The 17,385-nt window shown below is 68.4% G+C and carries 17 protein-coding genes; 7 read left to right on the top strand and 10 right to left on the bottom strand.

What is annotated here, in order from left to right; genetic code table 11:
• Positions 1 to 48 precede the first annotated feature (48 nt).
• The gene (locus ABD260_RS33355) at positions 49 to 456 is read left to right on the top strand and encodes an HIT family protein (protein WP_344240176.1); all 408 of its coding nucleotides are present in this window, start codon (positions 49 to 51) and stop codon (positions 454 to 456) included.
• Here the strand turns inward: ABD260_RS33355 and ABD260_RS33350 are convergent.
• From ABD260_RS33350 to pgsA, 3 genes are read right to left on the bottom strand one after another with little or no spacing between them, the layout of a single operon-like run.
• Complete coding sequence (locus tag ABD260_RS33350) at positions 453 to 1,550, bottom strand: glycosyltransferase family 4 protein (protein WP_344240174.1); 1,098 nt, start codon at positions 1,548 to 1,550, stop codon at positions 453 to 455. The two genes, ABD260_RS33355 and ABD260_RS33350, sit on opposite strands and share 4 nt — an antisense overlap.
• Before the next feature lie 10 nt (positions 1,551 to 1,560).
• Entirely contained in the window at positions 1,561 to 2,427 is an 867-nt protein-coding gene (locus tag ABD260_RS33345) for a phosphatidylinositol mannoside acyltransferase (protein WP_344240172.1), read from the bottom strand.
• Between the two features lie 2 nt (positions 2,428 to 2,429).
• Entirely contained in the window at positions 2,430 to 3,089 is a 660-nt protein-coding gene (pgsA, locus tag ABD260_RS33340; protein WP_344240170.1) for a phosphatidylinositol phosphate synthase, read from the bottom strand.
• Between the two features lie 115 nt (positions 3,090 to 3,204).
• Between pgsA and ABD260_RS33335 the strand changes: the two genes are divergently transcribed.
• Entirely contained in the window at positions 3,205 to 4,155 is a 951-nt protein-coding gene (locus ABD260_RS33335) for a hypothetical protein (protein ID WP_344240168.1), read from the top strand.
• A gap of 3 nt (positions 4,156 to 4,158) precedes the next feature.
• Here the strand turns inward: ABD260_RS33335 and ABD260_RS33330 are convergent, their stop codons facing one another.
• Complete coding sequence (locus ABD260_RS33330; protein ID WP_344240167.1) at positions 4,159 to 4,731, bottom strand: HIT family protein; 573 nt, start codon at positions 4,729 to 4,731, stop codon at positions 4,159 to 4,161.
• Positions 4,728 to 6,749, bottom strand: coding sequence for a threonine--tRNA ligase (gene thrS / locus ABD260_RS33325; protein WP_344240165.1), 2,022 nt, complete (start codon positions 6,747 to 6,749; stop codon positions 4,728 to 4,730). The genes ABD260_RS33330 and thrS overlap by 4 nt, the downstream gene beginning before the upstream one ends.
• Before the next feature lie 217 nt (positions 6,750 to 6,966).
• Between thrS and ABD260_RS33320 the strand changes: the two genes are divergently transcribed.
• The gene (locus ABD260_RS33320; protein ID WP_344240163.1) at positions 6,967 to 7,611 is read left to right on the top strand and encodes a DedA family protein; all 645 of its coding nucleotides are present in this window, start codon (positions 6,967 to 6,969) and stop codon (positions 7,609 to 7,611) included.
• Here ABD260_RS33320 and ABD260_RS33315 read toward each other — a convergent pair.
• Positions 7,575 to 8,231 carry an FMN-dependent NADH-azoreductase gene (locus ABD260_RS33315; RefSeq protein WP_344240161.1) on the bottom strand — a complete coding sequence of 219 codons (657 nt, stop codon included), beginning with the start codon at positions 8,229 to 8,231 and terminating at the stop codon, positions 7,575 to 7,577. The two genes, ABD260_RS33320 and ABD260_RS33315, sit on opposite strands and share 37 nt — an antisense overlap.
• Before the next feature lie 58 nt (positions 8,232 to 8,289).
• Between ABD260_RS33315 and ABD260_RS33310 the strand changes: the two genes are divergently transcribed.
• Complete coding sequence (locus ABD260_RS33310) at positions 8,290 to 9,162, top strand: sigma-70 family RNA polymerase sigma factor (RefSeq protein WP_344240159.1); 873 nt, start codon at positions 8,290 to 8,292, stop codon at positions 9,160 to 9,162.
• Here ABD260_RS33310 and ABD260_RS33305 read toward each other — a convergent pair.
• The 4 genes from ABD260_RS33305 to ABD260_RS33290 form a co-directional block, all read right to left on the bottom strand.
• Complete coding sequence (locus tag ABD260_RS33305) at positions 9,146 to 10,900, bottom strand: MinD/ParA family ATP-binding protein (protein WP_344240157.1); 1,755 nt, start codon at positions 10,898 to 10,900, stop codon at positions 9,146 to 9,148. The two genes, ABD260_RS33310 and ABD260_RS33305, sit on opposite strands and share 17 nt — an antisense overlap.
• A 137-nt stretch (positions 10,901 to 11,037) precedes the next feature.
• Positions 11,038 to 11,700, bottom strand: a complete 663-nt coding sequence (locus ABD260_RS33300) for a response regulator transcription factor (RefSeq protein WP_344240155.1) — start codon at positions 11,698 to 11,700, stop codon at positions 11,038 to 11,040.
• The gene (locus ABD260_RS33295) at positions 11,697 to 13,229 is read right to left on the bottom strand and encodes a sensor histidine kinase (RefSeq protein ID WP_344240154.1); all 1,533 of its coding nucleotides are present in this window, start codon (positions 13,227 to 13,229) and stop codon (positions 11,697 to 11,699) included. The genes ABD260_RS33300 and ABD260_RS33295 overlap by 4 nt, the downstream gene beginning before the upstream one ends.
• A 72-nt stretch (positions 13,230 to 13,301) precedes the next feature.
• On the bottom strand, positions 13,302 to 14,417 hold the full coding sequence (locus ABD260_RS33290) for a LacI family DNA-binding transcriptional regulator (RefSeq protein WP_344240152.1): 1,116 nt from the start codon (positions 14,415 to 14,417) through the stop codon (positions 13,302 to 13,304).
• Positions 14,418 to 14,464: 47 nt separating this feature from the next.
• On the opposite strand from ABD260_RS33290, the gene ABD260_RS33285 reads away from it, so the two are divergent.
• From ABD260_RS33285 to ABD260_RS33275, 3 genes are read left to right on the top strand one after another with little or no spacing between them, the layout of a single operon-like run.
• A complete protein-coding gene (locus ABD260_RS33285; RefSeq protein WP_344240150.1) occupies positions 14,465 to 15,196 on the top strand; it encodes an SDR family NAD(P)-dependent oxidoreductase in 732 nt (243 codons plus the stop codon).
• 13 nt (positions 15,197 to 15,209) lie between these two features.
• On the top strand, positions 15,210 to 16,673 hold the full coding sequence (locus tag ABD260_RS33280) for an ArnT family glycosyltransferase (RefSeq protein WP_344240148.1): 1,464 nt from the start codon (positions 15,210 to 15,212) through the stop codon (positions 16,671 to 16,673).
• An 18-nt stretch (positions 16,674 to 16,691) separates the two neighbouring features.
• A complete protein-coding gene (locus tag ABD260_RS33275) occupies positions 16,692 to 17,306 on the top strand; it encodes a formylglycine-generating enzyme family protein (protein ID WP_344240146.1) in 615 nt (204 codons plus the stop codon).
• The last annotated feature ends 79 nt before the right edge of the window (positions 17,307 to 17,385 follow it).

Below are 17,385 nucleotides of genomic sequence, written 5' to 3'. Positions count from 1 at the left end.
TGTCACGTGGGGGCACTGTACGGCTCGCGCAGTGTATAGCCTGTGGCGATGAGCGAGAACTGCATCTTCTGCGGGATCGTGGCCGGCACCATCCCCTCGACCCGGGTCGAGGAGACCGACAAGGCGATCGCGTTCATGGACATCGCCCCGGCGACTCCCGGGCACCTGCTGGTGATCCCGCGGACGCACTCGACCGATCTGCGCGAGGCAGCGGCCGAGGACCTGACCGCGGTGACCCTGCTCGCGCAGTCGCTGATCGGCCGGGTGATCGACCGGCTCCCGGAGGCAACCGGCGCGAACCTGCTCAGCTGCATCGGCGCGGACGCCTGGCAGTCGGTCTTCCACACTCACCTGCACGTGATCCCCCGCTACCCGAAGGACCCCATGGTGCTGCCGTGGAAGCCGGAGTCCGGTGACCTGGACGAAATCAACGCGGTCCACGCCAAGCTGATCTAGCGCGCGACCAGTTCGTACACCGAGAGCAGCTCCGGCAGTAGCGCCGACCAGTCGTAACGCGGCACGGCGCCCAGCCCGGCGGCCCGCAGTTCGTCCCGCTCGGCCGGCCGCCGGAGCAGCCGCAGCGCGCGGGCAGCCAGTTCACCCGCGTCACCGGGGTCGAACAGCTCCCCCAGCCGGCCACCGTCCAGTACCTGCCGGAACGCGGCCAGGTCACTGGCCAGCACCGGTGCACCGGCCGCCATCGCCTCCAGCAGGACGATGCCGAAGCTCTCCCCGCCGAGGTGCGGCGCGACGTACACGTCGGAGCCGGCCAGCATGTCGGCGCGCGCCTCGTCGTCGATCGCACCGAGGAACAGCACCTGGTCGCGGTACCGGGCCGGCAGCGACCGCCGCGCCTCGTCCGCCTGCCCCGCGCCGGCCACCAGCACCTTCAGCCCGGGCCGCTCGGCCAGCATCGCCGGTACGGCGTCCAGCAGTACGCCGAGGCCCTTGCGCGGCTCGTCCAGCCGCCCGAGGAAGCTGATCGTGCCGTCGTCGCCCATCCACTCCGCGCGCGGACTGCCCTTGAAGCGCGCCGTGTACAGGCCGTTCGGGATCACCACCGCCTCGCCGCCGATGTGCTGCACCATCATCGAGCGCGCGTTCTCACTGACCGCGATCCGGGCGTCGATCTTCTCCAGCGCCGGCCGCAGCAGACTGGAGGCGGCGCTCATCGCCCGGGACCGGACCTGCCAGGTGTGGAAGGTGGCGACGAACGGCCCGTCACTCGACCAGAGCGCGATGATCGACGCGCTCGGCGTGGTCGGCTCGTGGACATGGACCACCTCGAAGTCACCGTCGGCCAGCCAGCTCTTCACCCGCGCCGCGGTCCGCGGGCCGAATGTCACGCGCGCCACCGATCCGTTGTACGGAACGCCGACCGCCCGCCCGGACGAGACCACGTACGGCGGGACCGCGTCGGTGTCGTCGACCGGCGCCAGGACCGAGATGTCGTGACCGAGCGAGAGCAGCGCGTCGGCCAGGTCGCGGACGTGGTTCTGCACCCCGCCGGGCGTGCCCAGCGAGTACGGGCAGACCACGCCGATCCTCACGGGACGATTGTTACCTGTCGAGGAAAATTCTTTGCAGCATGTGCCAGTCCTGCGGGTGGGCCGCGATCCCGGCCGCGAAGGCGTCGGCGCAGCGCTGGGTCATCTCGGCCGCGGTATCCGGCTCGATGGTGTCGTGGAAGGTGATGACGAGGTCCGGGCCGTCGTAGTGCAGGGTCGCCGGGATCAGCGGCGCGCCGGTTTTCAGGCTCAGCGCGGCCGGTCCGACCGGCATCCGGGACGGTTGGCCGAAGAACGTGACGGGTACGCCGCGCTCGGACAGGTCTCGGTCGGCGACGAGGCAGACGAAGCCGCCCGCGCGTAGGCGGTCCGCGAGTATGCCGGTGACGTCCTGGTCGCTGCCGGTCAGCGGGAGGACTTCCATGCCGAGCCGTTTGCGGTACTCGATGAAGCGGTCGAACAGTGATTCCGGCTGGAGGCGTTCGGCGACGGTCGATACCGGCATGCCGGTCAGTCCGGCCCAGGCGCCCGCGTGGTCGTAGTTGGCCAAGTGCGGCAGCGCGCAAATTACGCCTCGCCCCGCCGCGTGGGCATCGCGGAGCAGTTTCTCGTTGACCGTACGTACGCGCCCGACGATCTCCGCGTCGGTCCACTCCGGCAAGCGGAACGCCTCTTGCCAGTAGCGCAGGTACGAGCGCATGCCCGCGCAGGTGAGGTCGTCCAGCTCGGCGTCGGTGGCATCCGGGCAGACGATGGCGAGGTTGCCGCGCAGCCGCCGTACGCCCCGGCCGTTGCGGCGGTAGGTGCGGTCGGCGGCCAGCCGGAAAAGCCGGCTGACGGTGCTTTCGGGCAGCCTGCGGACCAGGGTCCAGGCGAGCGCGAAGGCCAGGTCGACCGCCCGGTGCCTCAGACCGTCCATCCTCAGTCGGTCTTCGGCTCCGCCGGCGGGGTGTCGAGCCCGGCGTTCGCGGGGTCGGCCAGCACCTGCTTGCGGACCGACAGCGAGCGCTGGATCACGGTGATCGTGCTGGCGGCCGCGACGTACCAGATCACCAGCTCGAGCAGGATCGGCAGGTTCAGCAGGTCGGAGAAGAAGGCCAGGATCAGCGTGAAGACGAGCCGGTCGGCCCGCTCGGCCAGCCCGCCGCTCGCCTTCAGCCCGAGGCTCTCCGCCTTGGCCCGGGCGTACGAGGTGACGGCGCCCATCACCAGCGCCCACAGCGTCACCGCGGCCATCAGGGTGGAGTCGCCGGCCCGCGAGTTCGCGTAGTACAGCACCAGGCCGCCGTAGATCGCGCCGTCGGCGATCCGGTCCAGCGTCGAGTCGAGGAACGAGCCCCACTTCGACGACGTCCCCGAGGTCCGGGCCATGTAGCCGTCGATCAGGTCGGAGAAGACGAAGCAGGTGATCACCACCACGCCGATCCAGAGCTGACCGCGGGGGAAGAAGATCAGCGCTCCGGCGGACACCCCGATGGTGCCGACCAGCGTGACCATGTCGGCACTCACGCCGAGCTTGAGCAAAAGGGTGGCGATCGGCGTGATCACCTTGGTCCAGAACTGCCGGAATCTGTTAAGCATGGCGACGCGATCGTAGTCGAGCCAGGTCACCATCCGGTGACAGGCACCCCAACACCATCAACTTTCCGGTCCAGACCAGCATCAAATCTCCATTCAGACAGTGGAGGGGGCACCAATGATTACCTGGACCAAGTACGGGGGCCTGCCGGCGGCCGGCGTACTCACTTTCGCGCTGTTGGCGGCGACACCGGCGACGGCAGCTCAGCGCACAACGACCGCAACGGTCGCAACGGCCGCGACGGCCGCGACGGCCTGCCGGATCTCAGCCGGGGCGATGACTGCTCAGGGCGACCACCGGATTCAGACGTTCGCCGCGACGAAGCCGATCAAGCGGACCGAGAACCGAACCGTCGCCAAGGGCCTTTGGCCGGCGGGGCTGGTGCGGATGAGCAGCAGCTGGTTCAAGGGGCGCGGCGCGGAGAACCCGGACATCAGCCATCACGGGCTGGTCGTCGACACGCAGAACGTCTTGTACGAAGGGCAGTACGCGATCACCAGCAACGGCGGGCTGTACCCGCACTGGACGCGGATCGGTGGCGGCTGGGGTGGGTACCGCGCGATCGAGCGGTCGCAGGTGCTGTTGTCGCCGACGACCGAGCGGCAAACGGCGTACGGCTTGGCGGCCGACGGCACGCTGCACCGGTGGAACATCACGTCCACGGCCGGCCGGCAGTCCTGGAAGCCGAGTGGGATCGCCGGTGGGTACGCGGGCGTGAAGAGCATGGCTCTGATCAGCCAGACGAAGACGTACGACACGTTCCTGATGAATGGGAAGGACGGTGCGCTGCTGACCGTACACATCCCGACCGCGTCGCCGATGAAGCCGGTGGTGAAGAAGGTCAGGAGCGCCACCTGGCAGGGCTTCGAGGCGATGATGGGCGCGCGGTGCGGCACCAACGGCACGCTGTTGCTCGGGATCGACAAGGACACCGGCGCCGGGTACCTGTACGCGGTCGGGCACGGCGCGACCGCAATCCAGGGCCTCGGCAAGGCACCGGGTACGTTCCCCGACCCGGTGCCGTTCGCCTGGCACGAGAACAGCGACCCGAAGCTGTTCGGCGAGTAGTACTTAGGGCCAGGACTTCGCGAGCAGGGCGCGGGTGTCGGTCAGGAGTTGCGGCAGGACCTTCGTGTGCGCGATCGCGGGCATGAAGTTGGTGTCGCCGGCCCAGCGCGGTACGACGTGCTGGTGCAGGTGCGCGGCGATGCCGGCGCCCGCGATCTCGCCCTGGTTCATGCCGATGTTGAAGCCGTGCGCGCCGGAGACGGTGCGCACGGCCTGCATCGCCTGCTGGGTGAGCGTGGCGACGTCAGCGACCTCGGCGTCGGACAGCTCGGTGTAGTCGGCGACGTGACGGTACGGGACGACCATCAGGTGACCCGGGTTGTACGGGTAGAGGTTGAGCACCGCGTACGCCGCGTCGCCCCGATGCACGATCAGCGCGTCGGCGTCCGGCTGGCTCGGCAGCCGGCAGAACGGGCAGCCCGAACCCGCCTCGGCGCTGGTCGGCTTGTTCTCACCCTCGATGTACGCCATCCGGTGCGGCGTCCACAGCCGCATGAACGGGTCCGGTACGCCGACCCCGTCCTGCCGTACCAGCTCCTCCGGCTGGTACGGCGAGTCGGGATGGTCGTCGGTCATACCTGGACGCGCTTCTTGACGGCCTCGACGATCTCGGCGACCGCGTCCGCGATCGGTACGCCGTTCTTCTGCGTACCGTCCCGGTACCGGAACGAGACCGAACCGGCGGCCATGTCCTCGTCACCGGCGATCAGCATGTACGGCGTCTTGGCCTTCTGCGCGTTCCGGATCTTCTTCTGCATCCGGTCGTCGGAGGCGTCCACCTCGACCCGGATGCCCTCCGCCTTCAGCTGCTTGCCGATCTCGAAGAGGTAGTCGACGTGGCCGTCGGTGATCGGGATGCCGATCACCTGGACCGGGGCCAGCCAGGGCGGGAAGGCGCCGGCGTAGTGCTCGGTCAGCACCGCCACGAACCGCTCGATCGAGCCGAACAGCGCCCGGTGGATCATCACCGGCCGCTGCCGCGAGCCGTCCGGCGCGGTGTACTCCAGCTCGAACCGCTCCGGCAGGTTGAAGTCCAGCTGGATCGTCGACATCTGCCAGGTCCGGCCGATCGCGTCCTTGGCCTGGACGGAGATCTTCGGGCCGTAGAAGGCCGCGCCGCCCGGGTCCGGGACCAGCTCGAGACCGGAGCCCTCGGCAACCTCCCGGAGCGTCTCGGTGGCCTCCTCCCAGACCTCGTCGGAGCCGACGAACTTCTCCGGGTTCTTGGTGGAGAGTTCCAGGTAGAAGTCGTCCAGACCGTAGTCGGCGAGCAGCCCGAGGACGAAGGTCAGCAGGTTGCGCAGCTCGTCGCGCATCTGCTCCCGCGTGCAGTAGATGTGCGCGTCGTCCTGGGTGAACCCACGCGCCCGGGTCATCCCGTGCACGACACCGGACTTCTCCAGCCGGTACACGGTGCCGAACTCGAACAGCCGCAGCGGCAGCTCCCGGTACGAACGGCCGCGCGCCGCGAAGATCAGGTTGTGCATCGGGCAGTTCATCGGCTTCAGGTAGTAGTCCTGGCCCTGCTTGCGGATCTGCCCGTCCGCGCCCCGCTCCTCGTCCAGGTGCATCGGCGGGTACATGCCGTCGGCGTACCAGTCCAGGTGGCCCGACGTCTCGAACAGCTGTCCCTTGGTGATGTGCGGCGAGTACACGAACTCGTAGTCGTCCTCGACGTGGCGCTGGCGGGAGTAGTCCTCCATCACCTTGCGCAGCACGCCGCCCTTCGGGTGGAACACGGCCAGACCGGAGCCGATCTCGTCCGGGAAGCTGAACAGGTCGAGCTCCGTACCCAGCTTGCGGTGGTCGCGCTTGGCGGCCTCCTCCAGGCGGTTCAGGTAGGCCTTGAGCTCGTCCCGGCTCTCCCAGGCGGTGCCGTAGATGCGCTGCAGCTGGGGGTTCTTCTCACTCCCCCGCCAGTACGCCGCGGCCGTCCGCATCAGCTTGAAGTTGCCGAGGTACCCGGTGGCGGGGACATGCGGGCCGCGGCACAGGTCCTTCCACGCCACGCTGTCGTCGCGCCGGATGTTGTCGTAGATGGTCAGCTCGCCACCGCCGACCTCGACACTCGCGCCCTCGGCCGCGTCCGCCGCCGAGCCCTTGATACCGATCAGCTCGAGCTTGTACGGCTCCTGGGCCAGCTCGGTGCGCGCGTCGTCGTCGGAGACCACCCGGCGGCTGAACCGCTGCCGCTCCTTGATGATCTGCTGCATCTTCTTCTCGAGCGTGGTGAGGTCTTCCGGCGTGAACGGGGTCTCGACGTCGAAGTCGTAGTAGAACCCGTTCTCCACCGGCGGGCCGATGCCGAGCTTGGCGTCCGGGAAGACCTCCTGGACGGCCTGCGCGAGGACGTGCGCGGTCGAGTGCCGGATGATCGCCCGGCCGTCGGCCGAGGCGGCCTTGACCGGCTCGATCTGGTCGCCGTCCGCGACCACCCGGGACAGGTCCCGCAGCTCTCCGTTGACCCGGGCGGCGATGGCGGAGCGGTCCTGGCCGAAGATCCCGGCGAACAGCTCCCCGATCGTCGTCGTCTCGGTCACACTCCGCTCAGCCTCGCCCTCGACGCCGACCAGATGGACCTTGACTTCCGACACGTTCACTCCTCAAGGGTCTTGCCCGGCGGAATTGCCGGTCACGCACAGATGGTATCGACAGACCTGACGAAAGTAGGGGTCGGGACCAGCCGCTCGTCCGATGTGCCGACCTGGTCTCTGTTCATAGGTTCAACGGTATGAGCGAGCGAAGCGAGGTCATCATCCAACACAGGGCGACTCGTGCCTCATCCGCGCCCGGAGCGAAGCGAGGACGTGGATGAGTTCCGCGATCCTGCACTTTGCGGGCGAACTGATGTCTTCGTGGTGGATCTACCTCGCGTTGTGGGGGTTCGCGGCGCTGGACGGGTTCTTCCCAGCGGTACCGAGCGAGACTCTGGTCGTCACGGCCGGTGTGTTCGCGGCGTCGACCGGTGAGCCGAACCTGTTCGCGGTGATCGCGGTCGCGGCTGTCGGTGCCTTCATCGGCGATCACATCTCGTACGCGCTCGGGCGGGGTGCTGGTGGGCGGATGCTCGACCGGGTGAAGCCGGGGACCAAGCGGCACAGCGCCGTGGTGTGGGCACGTACCGCACTCGCCGAGCGGGGCGGACTGGTCTTGGTGGTCGCGCGGTACGTCCCCGGCGGACGGACCGCCGTCACGCTGACCATGGGCTCGGTGCGGTACCCGCTGCGCCGGTTCTCGCCGTACGCGGCGCTCGCGGCGATCAGCTGGGGCGTGTACTGCACGCTGGTCGGCTACATCGGCGGGAAGGCGTTCGAGGACAACCCCCTGAAGGGAGTCGTCCTCGGCATCGGCCTGGCGCTCGGCGTGACGCTGGTGGTCGAGGTCGTGCGGCACCGGCTGAAGAAGCGCCGCCCTCAACCTCAGGTGGAGGCTAAGGTCACCTCATCCCAAGCCTGAGCCAGCGACGCGTCGGCCAGTGGCTTCAGGTAAGCCAGGCTGTCGACCAGACCGGTCAGGGTGAGCTCAGCCTGGATGAACTTGAGGTCTCGGACGCCGTGGTTGGTGAAGTACGCCCGCAAGTACGGCGTCTGGTGATCCCAGCCCTCGCGCGGGGAGCCGGCGCCGTACGCTCCCCCACTGGCCGTGATGACGACCACCTGGGTGTCCTCGAGTACGCCGCCAGTGAACGCTCCCGGGAAGCTGACGCGGTCGATCCAGGTCTTGAGCGCTCCGGGCAGTGAGTAGTTGTAGAGCGGTGTGCCGATCAGCAGCAGCTCGGCCGACCGCACCTCGTCGATCAACGGCTTGGTGAGCCGCCACGCCTCCTTCTCGGCAGGTGTCTCGGCCAGCTCCTCGATCGCCTCTGTCGGCAGCGTGCCGAGGCTCTCGGAGCGGCGGCCGAGCTGGCAGTACGCGGTGTCGATCGGGGTGATCGGGTCGGCTGCGAGGTCGCGGTAGTGGTAGTCGGCCGAGCTGTGTGCTGCGAGCCAGCGATCCGCGTATTCGCGGGTCAGCCGTCGGGAGACCGACTCGGCGGAGTGGTTTGCGCTGCAGTCCAGATGGAGCACTGTGGTCACCTTCGTTGTCTCGTGGTCGTCAGACTGGGTGACGGCGAACGGTGTGGAAAGGTGACCGGTGAGTGACGGACTGATCGAGGCATTCGAGGCGGAGCGCGGCAAGCTGGAGGCGGTCGCCTACCGGCTGCTGGGGTCGCACGCCGAGGCTGAGGACGCGGTGCAGGAGGCCTGGATTCGGCTGGACCGCTCGGACGGTGTGGACAACTTGGGCGGCTGGCTGCGCACTGTGGTGACCAGGATCTGCCTGGACGTACTGCGAGCCCGCAAGATCCGCCCGGAGCAGCTGTCCGGTCCTGATGAGTTGCAGGAAGTGCCTGCGGTACGCCGTACGCCGGAAGACGAGGCGCTGGTTGCGGATTCGGTCAGCCGGGCGCTGCTTGTCGTACTGGACGCGCTGGAGCCGGCGGAGCGGATCGCATTCGTACTGCATGACATGTTCGCCGTACCGTTCGCGCAGATCGCTCCGATCGTGGAGCGGACACCAGTGGCCACCAAGAAGCTGGCTAGTCGGGCACGGCAGCGCGTACAGGGCACACCGGTCGTTTCGCCGACCGAACTGGCTCGGCAGCGTCGCGTGGTGTCGGCATTTTTGGATGCGGCACGGGCAGGGGACCTTGCTGCCGTACTCGCTGTGCTGGACCCAGATGTCGTACGACGCGTCGACCCGGCCGCACTGGCTCCTGGGATGTCTGCCGAGCTCCGGGGTGCGCAGGCAGTTGCCGAAGGCACAGTGCTGCTGTCCAAGCGCTCTCAGCTGGCTGAGCTCGCACTGGTCAACGGCGAGGTCGGACTGGTGCTGGCACCGGGCGGGCGGTTGTTCCTGGCGATCTCGTTCACCAGTGAGGCGGACCGGATCACGTCGTACGACGTGGTGGCCGATCCGGACCGCCTCAGCCGGCTGAGTCTTGCTGTCCTCAGCGCGGAGTGTTGAGCGACTTCGTGATCTGCTCGGACACCTTGGCCGCCAGCTCCAGGGCGGCGCGCCGGGTGGCCGGCTGCAGCGCGGAGTGGTCCAGCGGGCCCTCGGCGGCGATGTGCATGTCGGTCGGGATGTCCACGACGGCGGCAGCGCGGGAGTCGAAGTACGGCCGGAGCTGCTTCTCGACCTCCTTGTTGACGTCGCCGGGACCGTTCGACACCGCGATCACGGCGCGGCGGATCAGCCGCTGCGCCTCCGGGCCCTGGTTGTCCAGCTCCTCGAGCATCTGCACGGCCGCGGCGCAGGACAGGCTCTTCCACTTGATCGGGATGACCAGGGCATCGGCCGCCTTCATCGCCTCGCGCCAGTTGCTGGAGCCCTCGTTGTTCCCGGTGTCGATCACCAGGACCTTGTAGAACCGGCTCATCAGGCGGTGGATCTGGTCGAAGTCCTTGGCCTCGATCTGCGCGTACGTCGTGGTCGCGGAGGTCAGTACGTCGTACTGGCCCGACACCTGGTGCCGAAGGTACGCCGCCACGTCACCGAGCCGCGCGTCCGGCTGGGTCAGCATCGGCATTGCCTGCAGCATGTCCGTGACGGTGGAGCGCGAGTTGGTGTCGTGCGTACGCAGGTGCATGTTGCCGCGCAGCTCGTTGTTGTCCCAGGCGACCACACCGCCGCCACGGGCCTGGCCGAGCGCGCCGGACAGCAGCAGCGTGGTCGGCGTCTTGCCGGAACCACCCTTCGGGTTGGCGACGACGATCGTCACCGGCCGGCGGAAGGCGGTAGCGGCAGTCGCACGGGCGATCCGCTCGGACCGTTCGGCGCTGCCCGGACGCAGCTTCAGCACACTTCGTACGCCCCGCTCGGCCGGAGCCTCCCGCGGCAGTGGGAGCGCCTGCAACAGCTCATCCGACCGGTACGAAAGATTCTGCGGCTGCTGATGCTGCTGCCCCGGCACCCCCTGCGGGAAAAACGCCTGAGCCGCCGGCGACAACCCCTGCCCACCGGGCTGTCCACCCTGCCCGGCCGCACCGCCCTGTCCAGCCGGTGCGCCTTGACCGGCGGACCCGCCCTGCCCGAACTGTGCGTCTTGACCGGCGGACCCGCCCTGCCCGAACGGTGCGTCTTGCCCGGCCTGCCCGAACTGCGTGCCTTGCCCGCCCGCACCTGCTTGGCCGGCCTGCGCGTCTTGCCCAGCCAGACCGCTCTGACCGGCCTGAGCGCCTTGCCCCGCCTGCCCCGCTTGCCCAGGCTGACCTGCCTGGCCGCCTTCGCCGGGCTCGGCACCTGCGGTCGGCTGCCCGGCGCCGTCCCGGTCCGACCCCAAACTCCCGCCAGCGCTGTAGAACGACGACCCGCCGATCGCCGGGCTGCTCTGCTCGGAACCAGCGTCCGCGTCATCCGCCGCGGGTGCGGCAGTCGGTCGCGACAGCGCGTCGTCTTCTTCTTCCTCCGGCTGCGTCCAGGACGCCGCACCGGGGTCAGCGGCAGGCTGGGCCCAGGAGGAAGTGGGAGGAGTCTGGCTCGGCTGGGTCCACGGGGCCGGCTGGTTCGCCGGGCGGGACCAGTTGGTGTCGCCGGCGGAGAAGTCCTCCGACAGCGCGTCGGTCTCGGTGTCCTCGGCGGTCTCGGCGTCGGCGTTCGGGTCCGGCTGGGTCCAGGAGGGGGTCGGCTGCCACATTCTCCGGACCTCGGCCGCCGCCGCTTCCCGGTCCTTGTGCTGTCCGGAGTTGTGCGAGTCGGTCACGACCTGAGTCCCCGATTCTGCTAGAGGGGGCGGATTGGGCCCCTGAGGCTTGCTGGTGGTCCGGAGGTGAGGTCTCCGGGAGGGTCCACTATCCCATGACCCGGTGTCCTCACAACGTCACCACCCGGAGCGTTTGTTCAGCTCACCAATCCAGCCTCGTACGCGACGATCGCCGCCTGGACCCGGTTCTTCACCCCGAGCCGGAGCAGTACCGCGCTGACGTACGCCTTGACCGTCCCCTCGACCAGGTACAACCGCCCCGCGATCTCCGCGTTCGACAATCCGGCTCCGACCAGTCCGAGTACCTCCGACTCCCGCGGTGTCAGCGCACTGACCTGCTCCTTCGCGGCAGCTGCCCGTGCCATCGCACCGCCTCCCGCACCGGAGCTGAGCTCGGCGATCACCCGCTGCGCCACCCGCGGCGACAGGTACGCAGCACCTTCCGCAACCGCCTTCAGCCCCGCAATCAGCTCCCGCGGATCGCCTGACTTCAACAGGAACCCGCTTGCGCCGTCACCGAGCGCTCTAGCGATGTACGCGTCTTCGGAGAAGGTAGTGAGGATGACAACCGCAGTGTCCGGACAAGTGCGCCGGATCTCCGCACCAGCGGCCAGACCGTCCATCCGCGGCATCCGGATGTCCAGTACGGCGACATCGGGCCGATGCTTCCGTACCGCCTCAACTGCTTCGACCCCGTCGGCTGCCTCGGCAACGACCTCGAGCTGGTCGTCAGTGCCGAGAATCGCGCGGACACCGGCCCGTACCATCGCCTCGTCGTCGGCCAGTACCACCCTGATCATCTGTTTCCTTCCGGCGTCGGTGTGACCGATCCACTCTGGACAACTGCTTTGTCAACCAGTGCGCCTTCCGCGAAGCACAGGCGGTACACGTAGGTGGCGGAGAACGGCTCGGCCGGCCGGTAGTACCTGCACCTCCACTCGCCCGGCAGCTGGCTGCGCTCCGTGGGCGGATCAACCATCTCCATGCGTGGCAGTACCTTCGCCACGTCGGCCTCCGATTGGCCCACGGTCAGCTCGTCGTACTCGGCCGGTCGCAGGATCGCGCTGTAGCCGGTGATGAGGTAGTAGCCAAGGGCAACTGCCCCGACAGCCGCGCCAAGCAGTACGGGTGCGGCGATCGCAGTGATCAGACCGCGTTGCGCGCTCCGTCGTACTGTGGCGCGTTCTACCGCCGCAGTACGCGGCTCTGGCCGGCCACCCGCGCGCGGCATGGTTGCGGTCACCGCGAACCCACTGGGCGTACGCGGTCCAGCAGTTAGCGTGCCGCCAGCTAGCCGCACCCGCTCGCGCAGACCGGCCAGACCATGTCCACCGGACGGGGCGTCCACCGGCCGCGTCGCACCGCTGTCCACGACCTCTACCTGTACGGCGTCCTCGCGGGAGCTGACGGTGACAGTGACTGCAGCGCCTGGTGCGTGCTTGCTCGCGTTGGTCAGCGCCTCCTGTACGACGCGGTGCACAGCGCGGTCCACCATCGGTGCTAACTCACCGTCAGCGTTATCAATCAGTTCAACCGCCAGGCCGGACGCGGCGGCTCGTTCGACTAGTGCCTGCACTGACTCGTCATGCGGCATCGTCGGAGCATCCTGATCGCGCAGTACGCCGACGATCTCGCCCAGCCGCTCGGTTGCTGTTGCCGCGGACTCCCGCAGCTCTCCCGCGGCCCGGCGGTGCTCCTCGGGCAGCGACGGGTCCAGCTCCAGTGCGGCAGCGCGCAGCGCGATCAGGCTGAGCTCATGGCCGACCGAGTCGTGCATGTCCTCTGCGATCCTGGACCGCTCGCGCAACCGTTCCTGGCCGATCTCCAGCTGCTGCTCACGTTCGATCCGCTCCGCCCGCTCCCAGCCGGCAGTAGCCAGCAGAGCCTGCTGCGCCCGGTAGCGCCCGACCAGCCACGGCAATACCACCAGCAGTAGCGCTAGCAGGAGCATCAGCAGCCAGGTGAGTACGGCCTCGGTGGCGCGGGCGTCTTTCCGCATGGTCAGGGAGAGCACCAGCATGCCGACCAACGAGCTGACACAGAGCAGTACGAAGTGCCGGAGCTGTGTTTCGCGCCGTCCAGCCAGGTAGCTCAGCAGACTGATCGCCGGCACCAATGCGATCTGCACACCGTTCGCCGTACCGAGCGCGAAGGCCAGAACGATGATTTCGGTCCATGCGACGAGTACGAGCGCGGCCAGTGGCCAAGTACGCCTCGTTGCAACCGCAATAGCCAATACGGCGAGACAGGCCGCCCGGAACCAGTACGGGTCCTGTCGCGCGCCGCTCTCCCCTAGTACGAGCAGGCTGGCCGCGGCCCACAGACCCACGTCTTCCCAGGCGCCGCCACATCATGGCGCAGACGCTACACAGTCGCAGTCACCAGCTCCTACTGCCGAAAGTCAGGTCTGCTCCGGGTCGACCAGTTCGAACGGCACGTACGAGAGGTTCTGCACCGGTTCGTCACGCAGTTGGGCGAGCAGGAGGTCGACGGCGCGACGCCCCATCTCGGTCTGGTTCTGCCGTACGTGCAGGAACGGCGGTCCGCCGATGGAGTCACCCGGTGAGTCGAAGCAGGCGACCACGCGGTCCCCGCCGAGCGCCCGGTCGACCATGCGGGCCAGGTTGTACTCGCACGCGAAGTACGCGGTCACCTCTGGGCGGCTGTCCCGGAACGCACGTAGTACCTCCATGTCCGCTCGGACGCTGTCGGTGGTGGTTGAGCCTGGGAGCGTGCTGCGGAGGTCGGTCAGCTCGTACGGATGCCCGCGTCCGCTGAACGCCGTACGGAAGCCCTCCAGCCGGTCCTCGATGGAGGAGGTGTTCACGGGAGGTGGGGAGACGAAGGCGATGTGTTCGTGGCCCTGGTCGAGCAGGCGGGTTGTCAGTGCGCGGGCGGCTGCGACGTTGTCTGTGAGCACGGCCGCTACCGGGATGCCGGACAAGTGGCGGTCCACGAGCACCACTGGGTACCCGTCGAGGACCTGACGCAGCAGGCTGGCGTTGTAGAAGTCACCGTGCACTGGGAAGACGATTAGACCGTCCACTGTGGAGACCAGCGAGTCGACAGCCTTCTCCTCGTCGGACTGGCGGCCGTGCGTCCGCCGTACGACCAGGTGGGCGCCGTACTCCGCGCAGCGCTCTTCGATCGCGTTGAGCAGGTCCAGCCCGTACGCCTCCGACATGTCCGGGACGATCAGGGCGATCGACCGTGCATCCCGGCGCGCGCCCGGCCGGAGTGGCAGGCTCAAATCGGTCAGGTCGGGCAGGCGCCGTACGACGAACGTGCCCTTGCCGCGGATGCGCTCCACCAGCCCGGCCTCGCGCAGCACCTCCAGGGCTCGCTTGGACGTGATCCGGCTGACCCCGAACTGCGCCGCCAGCTCCATCTCCGACGGCACCCGGTCCCCCGGCCGCAACGCCCCACGCCGAAGCTGCTCCAGCACATGACCACAAACCCGCTCGTACAGCAGCACCACGCCAGCGGTCCCCTCACGAGTAATCCGGCCAACCTCCATCCAATCATCTCCCCCAAAATGTCGGCGCCGTCCTACAGCATGGGTTTATGGAGATCGCCGGCACGCTCGCAGTCGTCACCGGCGCCGCCGTGGGCATCGGCCGCGCCATCGCCATCCGCCTCGCCGCGGCCGGAGCATCCGTCGTCATCGCGGACATCGACGCACCCGGCGGCACGTACACCCGCGACCTGATCGGCCGCTCAGCCCGCTTCGTCGAACTCGACCTCCGCAACGACCACGCACTGACCGAGCTGATGACATCCCAACCACAAATCCTGATCAACAACGCAGGCGGTGGCGCCGTACTCACACCCTGTTACCCGGACGCCACCCCAGCCCGCTGGTCGGCCTCCCTGGACCTCAACCTCCGCGCCCCCATGCTCGCCACCCAACTCGCCCTCCCCACCATGGAGTCCACCGGCGGCGTCATCGTCAACATCGGCTCAACAGCAGGCATCGGCTTCGGACCGCACATCTCCCCCGAGTACAGCGCAGCGAAAGCAGGCCTCATCCGCTTCACCACGACCCTCGCACCACGGCTGCAAAGAGCAAGGATCAACTGCGTCGTACCAGACTGGGTCGCCACCGAGCGCGGCCTCCAGGAGCGCGCCGCACTCCCACCGGAAGAGCAAGGCCCACCCCTCGTCCCACTCGAGACCGTGACAGACAACGTCCTGCGCTTCATCAAGGACGACACCCTGACCGGCCAGGTGGTGCTGCTGGATCGCGGGCGGGAGGTTCAGGTACTGAATGATCTGGTGGAGGAGCCTCTGGACTGACACCATTCCGGGCATGACCCGCCCGTCGGTGCCTGCTTTCGCCGCTCGACCCGTGCTGGCCGTAGCGGTGGTCGTCGGTGCCGTACTGACGGCGCTGTCCGGCCGGTACGGCTACCACCGCGACGAGCTGTACTTCCTGGTCGCCGGACATCATCTCGGCTGGGGGTACATCGACCAGCCACCGCTGACGCCGCTGATCGCCCGCGTCTCCACCACACTGTTCGGCGACACCGTGATGGGCCTGCGGGTGCTGTCAACGCTGAGTGCGGTCGCCACAATCGTCGTGGTCGCGCTGATCGCCCGCGAGTTCGGCAGCCACCGGCGCGGACAGGTGCTGGCGGCGCTGTGTGCCGCCGTGTCCGGGTACGTGCTCGGCGTCGGGCACATGGTGTCCACGTCCACGTACGACCTGCTCGCCTGGATGCTGATCGGTCTGTTCGCGACCAAACTGCTCCGCACCGGCGACGGCCGCTGGTGGCTGGCGCTGGGCGCTACGGTCGGCATCGCACTGGAGAACAAGTACCTGGTCGTGCTTCCAGTCGGTGCGCTGCTGATCGCGCTCCTGGTCGTCGGACCACGCCGCGTACTCCGCTCTTGGTGGCTGCTCGCCGGTGTCGCCCTCGCGGGGCTCATCGCGCTACCGAACGTCCTCTGGCAGTTCCAGCACGACTGGCCGCAGCTGAAGGTGGCTGGCGGCATCAGCGAGGACGGCGGCACCGAGAACCGCATCATGTTCATCCCACTGCAGATCCTGCAGCTGTCACCGTTCCTCGTACCCATCTGGATCGCCGGCTTCCTCCGCATCTGGCGCCACCTCCCGTGGGCGCGTTCCATCGCGTTGGCGTACCCGGTGCTGTGCGTCGTCGTACTGGCCACTGGCGGCAAGTCGTACTACGCCCTGCCGCTCCTGCTCGTCCTGGTCGCCGCAGGCTGCGAACCGCTCATCGGCTGGGTCGAGCGGCATCGCGTACGCGCTGTGGTCGGGCTGGTCCTGACAGCGCTGACGTCGGCGCTCTTCACGCTCCCAGTCCTGCCCGCGTCGGCGGCTGATGTCGTCATCCCGGTCAACAAGGAGCAGGGCGAGCAGATCGGCTGGCCCGCATTCGTCTCGACCATCGCCACCGCTTGGGCGAAGATCCCGCCAGCGGAACGCTCGAACGCGACGCTCTTCGCGGGCAACTACGGTGAAGCCGGGGCAGTGGTGCGGTACGGCGCTTCGTACGGGCTGCCGCAGGTGTACTCCCCGCACATGAGCTTCGCGGACTGGGGGCGCCCGCCGGACTCGAACACTGGCCCGGTCCTACTCATCGAGCTCGAACGGACCCCGCGCTTCGAGCAGTACTTCCGCAACTGCACCCAGGTCGGCACGATCGACAGCATCGTCTCGAACGACGAGGACGGCACCGCGCTCGTCCTGTGTGACGAACCCGCCGAGCCGTGGTCCACGCTGTGGCCGAAGGTCCGCCAGTTCTACTGACGGCCGTACGGTTGGGCAATGCTCGACCTGGTGGACATTCCGGCCGGCCTGCTCTTCCTCCGCGACGACCGCACCGGCAGACGCTGGCACATCGACCTGCCGGCCTTCCGGCTGGCCCGGTACCCGGTGACGCGGCCTGACGGTCTCCCGCTCACGGACATCAGCTGGTACGAGTCGGTTGCCCTATGCAACCAGCTGTCAAAGGACGCCGGCCTGTCCCCCGCGTACACAATCGACGGCGAAGACGTCCACTGGGACACCACCTCGACCGGCTACCGCCTCCCCACCGAAGCCGAATGGCAACACGCCTGCACCGCCGGCACCCCCGCCTACCGCTACGGCCCCCTCGACGACATCGCCTGGCACGCCGCCAACTCCGACGGCCACCTGCACCCACCCGGCCAGAAAACTCCCAACCCCTGGGGCCTGCACGACATGCTCGGCAACCAATGGGAATGGTGCTGGGACCTCTACGACCCCGCAACCTACGGCCCCTACCGAATCTTCCGAGGCGGCGGCCACGCCGACGCCCCCCGCTCCATCGGCTCCACCGTCCGCCGCCGCTCCCACCCCACCCTAAAAATAGAAGACCTAGGCCTCCGCCTGGCCCAATCCATCCCCACCACCCCCTAACCACCACCCCCTGACCACCACCAGCCCCGTTACCTTCTTCGTGATCCCGCGGTGCGGGGTTCTGGTCGCTGGGCTCGGT

Source organism: Kribbella hippodromi (genome assembly GCF_039531045.1).
Taxonomy (GTDB): domain Bacteria; phylum Actinomycetota; class Actinomycetes; order Propionibacteriales; family Kribbellaceae; genus Kribbella; species Kribbella hippodromi.
The sequence above is the reverse complement of the archived record's forward strand: the minus strand, read 5'-3'. Positions and strand labels throughout refer to the sequence as shown.

Excerpts from the sequence above, each read along its gene's own strand:
- ABD260_RS33355 (WP_344240176.1), top strand. The coding sequence starts at position 49 with ATGAGCGAGAACTGCATCTTCTGCGGGATCGTGGCCGGCACCATCCCC.
- ABD260_RS33345 (WP_344240172.1), bottom strand. The coding sequence starts at position 2,427 with ATGGACGGTCTGAGGCACCGGGCGGTCGACCTGGCCTTCGCGCTCGCC.
- pgsA (WP_344240170.1), bottom strand. The coding sequence starts at position 3,089 with ATGCTTAACAGATTCCGGCAGTTCTGGACCAAGGTGATCACGCCGATC.
- ABD260_RS33335 (WP_344240168.1), top strand. The coding sequence starts at position 3,205 with ATGATTACCTGGACCAAGTACGGGGGCCTGCCGGCGGCCGGCGTACTC.
- ABD260_RS33330 (WP_344240167.1), bottom strand. The coding sequence starts at position 4,731 with ATGACCGACGACCATCCCGACTCGCCGTACCAGCCGGAGGAGCTGGTA.
- ABD260_RS33320 (WP_344240163.1), top strand. The coding sequence starts at position 6,967 with ATGAGTTCCGCGATCCTGCACTTTGCGGGCGAACTGATGTCTTCGTGG.
- ABD260_RS33300 (WP_344240155.1), bottom strand. The coding sequence starts at position 11,700 with ATGATCAGGGTGGTACTGGCCGACGACGAGGCGATGGTACGGGCCGGT.
- ABD260_RS33290 (WP_344240152.1), bottom strand. The coding sequence starts at position 14,417 with ATGGAGGTTGGCCGGATTACTCGTGAGGGGACCGCTGGCGTGGTGCTG.
- ABD260_RS33285 (WP_344240150.1), top strand. The coding sequence starts at position 14,465 with ATGGAGATCGCCGGCACGCTCGCAGTCGTCACCGGCGCCGCCGTGGGC.
- ABD260_RS33280 (WP_344240148.1), top strand. The coding sequence starts at position 15,210 with ATGACCCGCCCGTCGGTGCCTGCTTTCGCCGCTCGACCCGTGCTGGCC.
- ABD260_RS33275 (WP_344240146.1), top strand. The coding sequence starts at position 16,692 with ATGCTCGACCTGGTGGACATTCCGGCCGGCCTGCTCTTCCTCCGCGAC.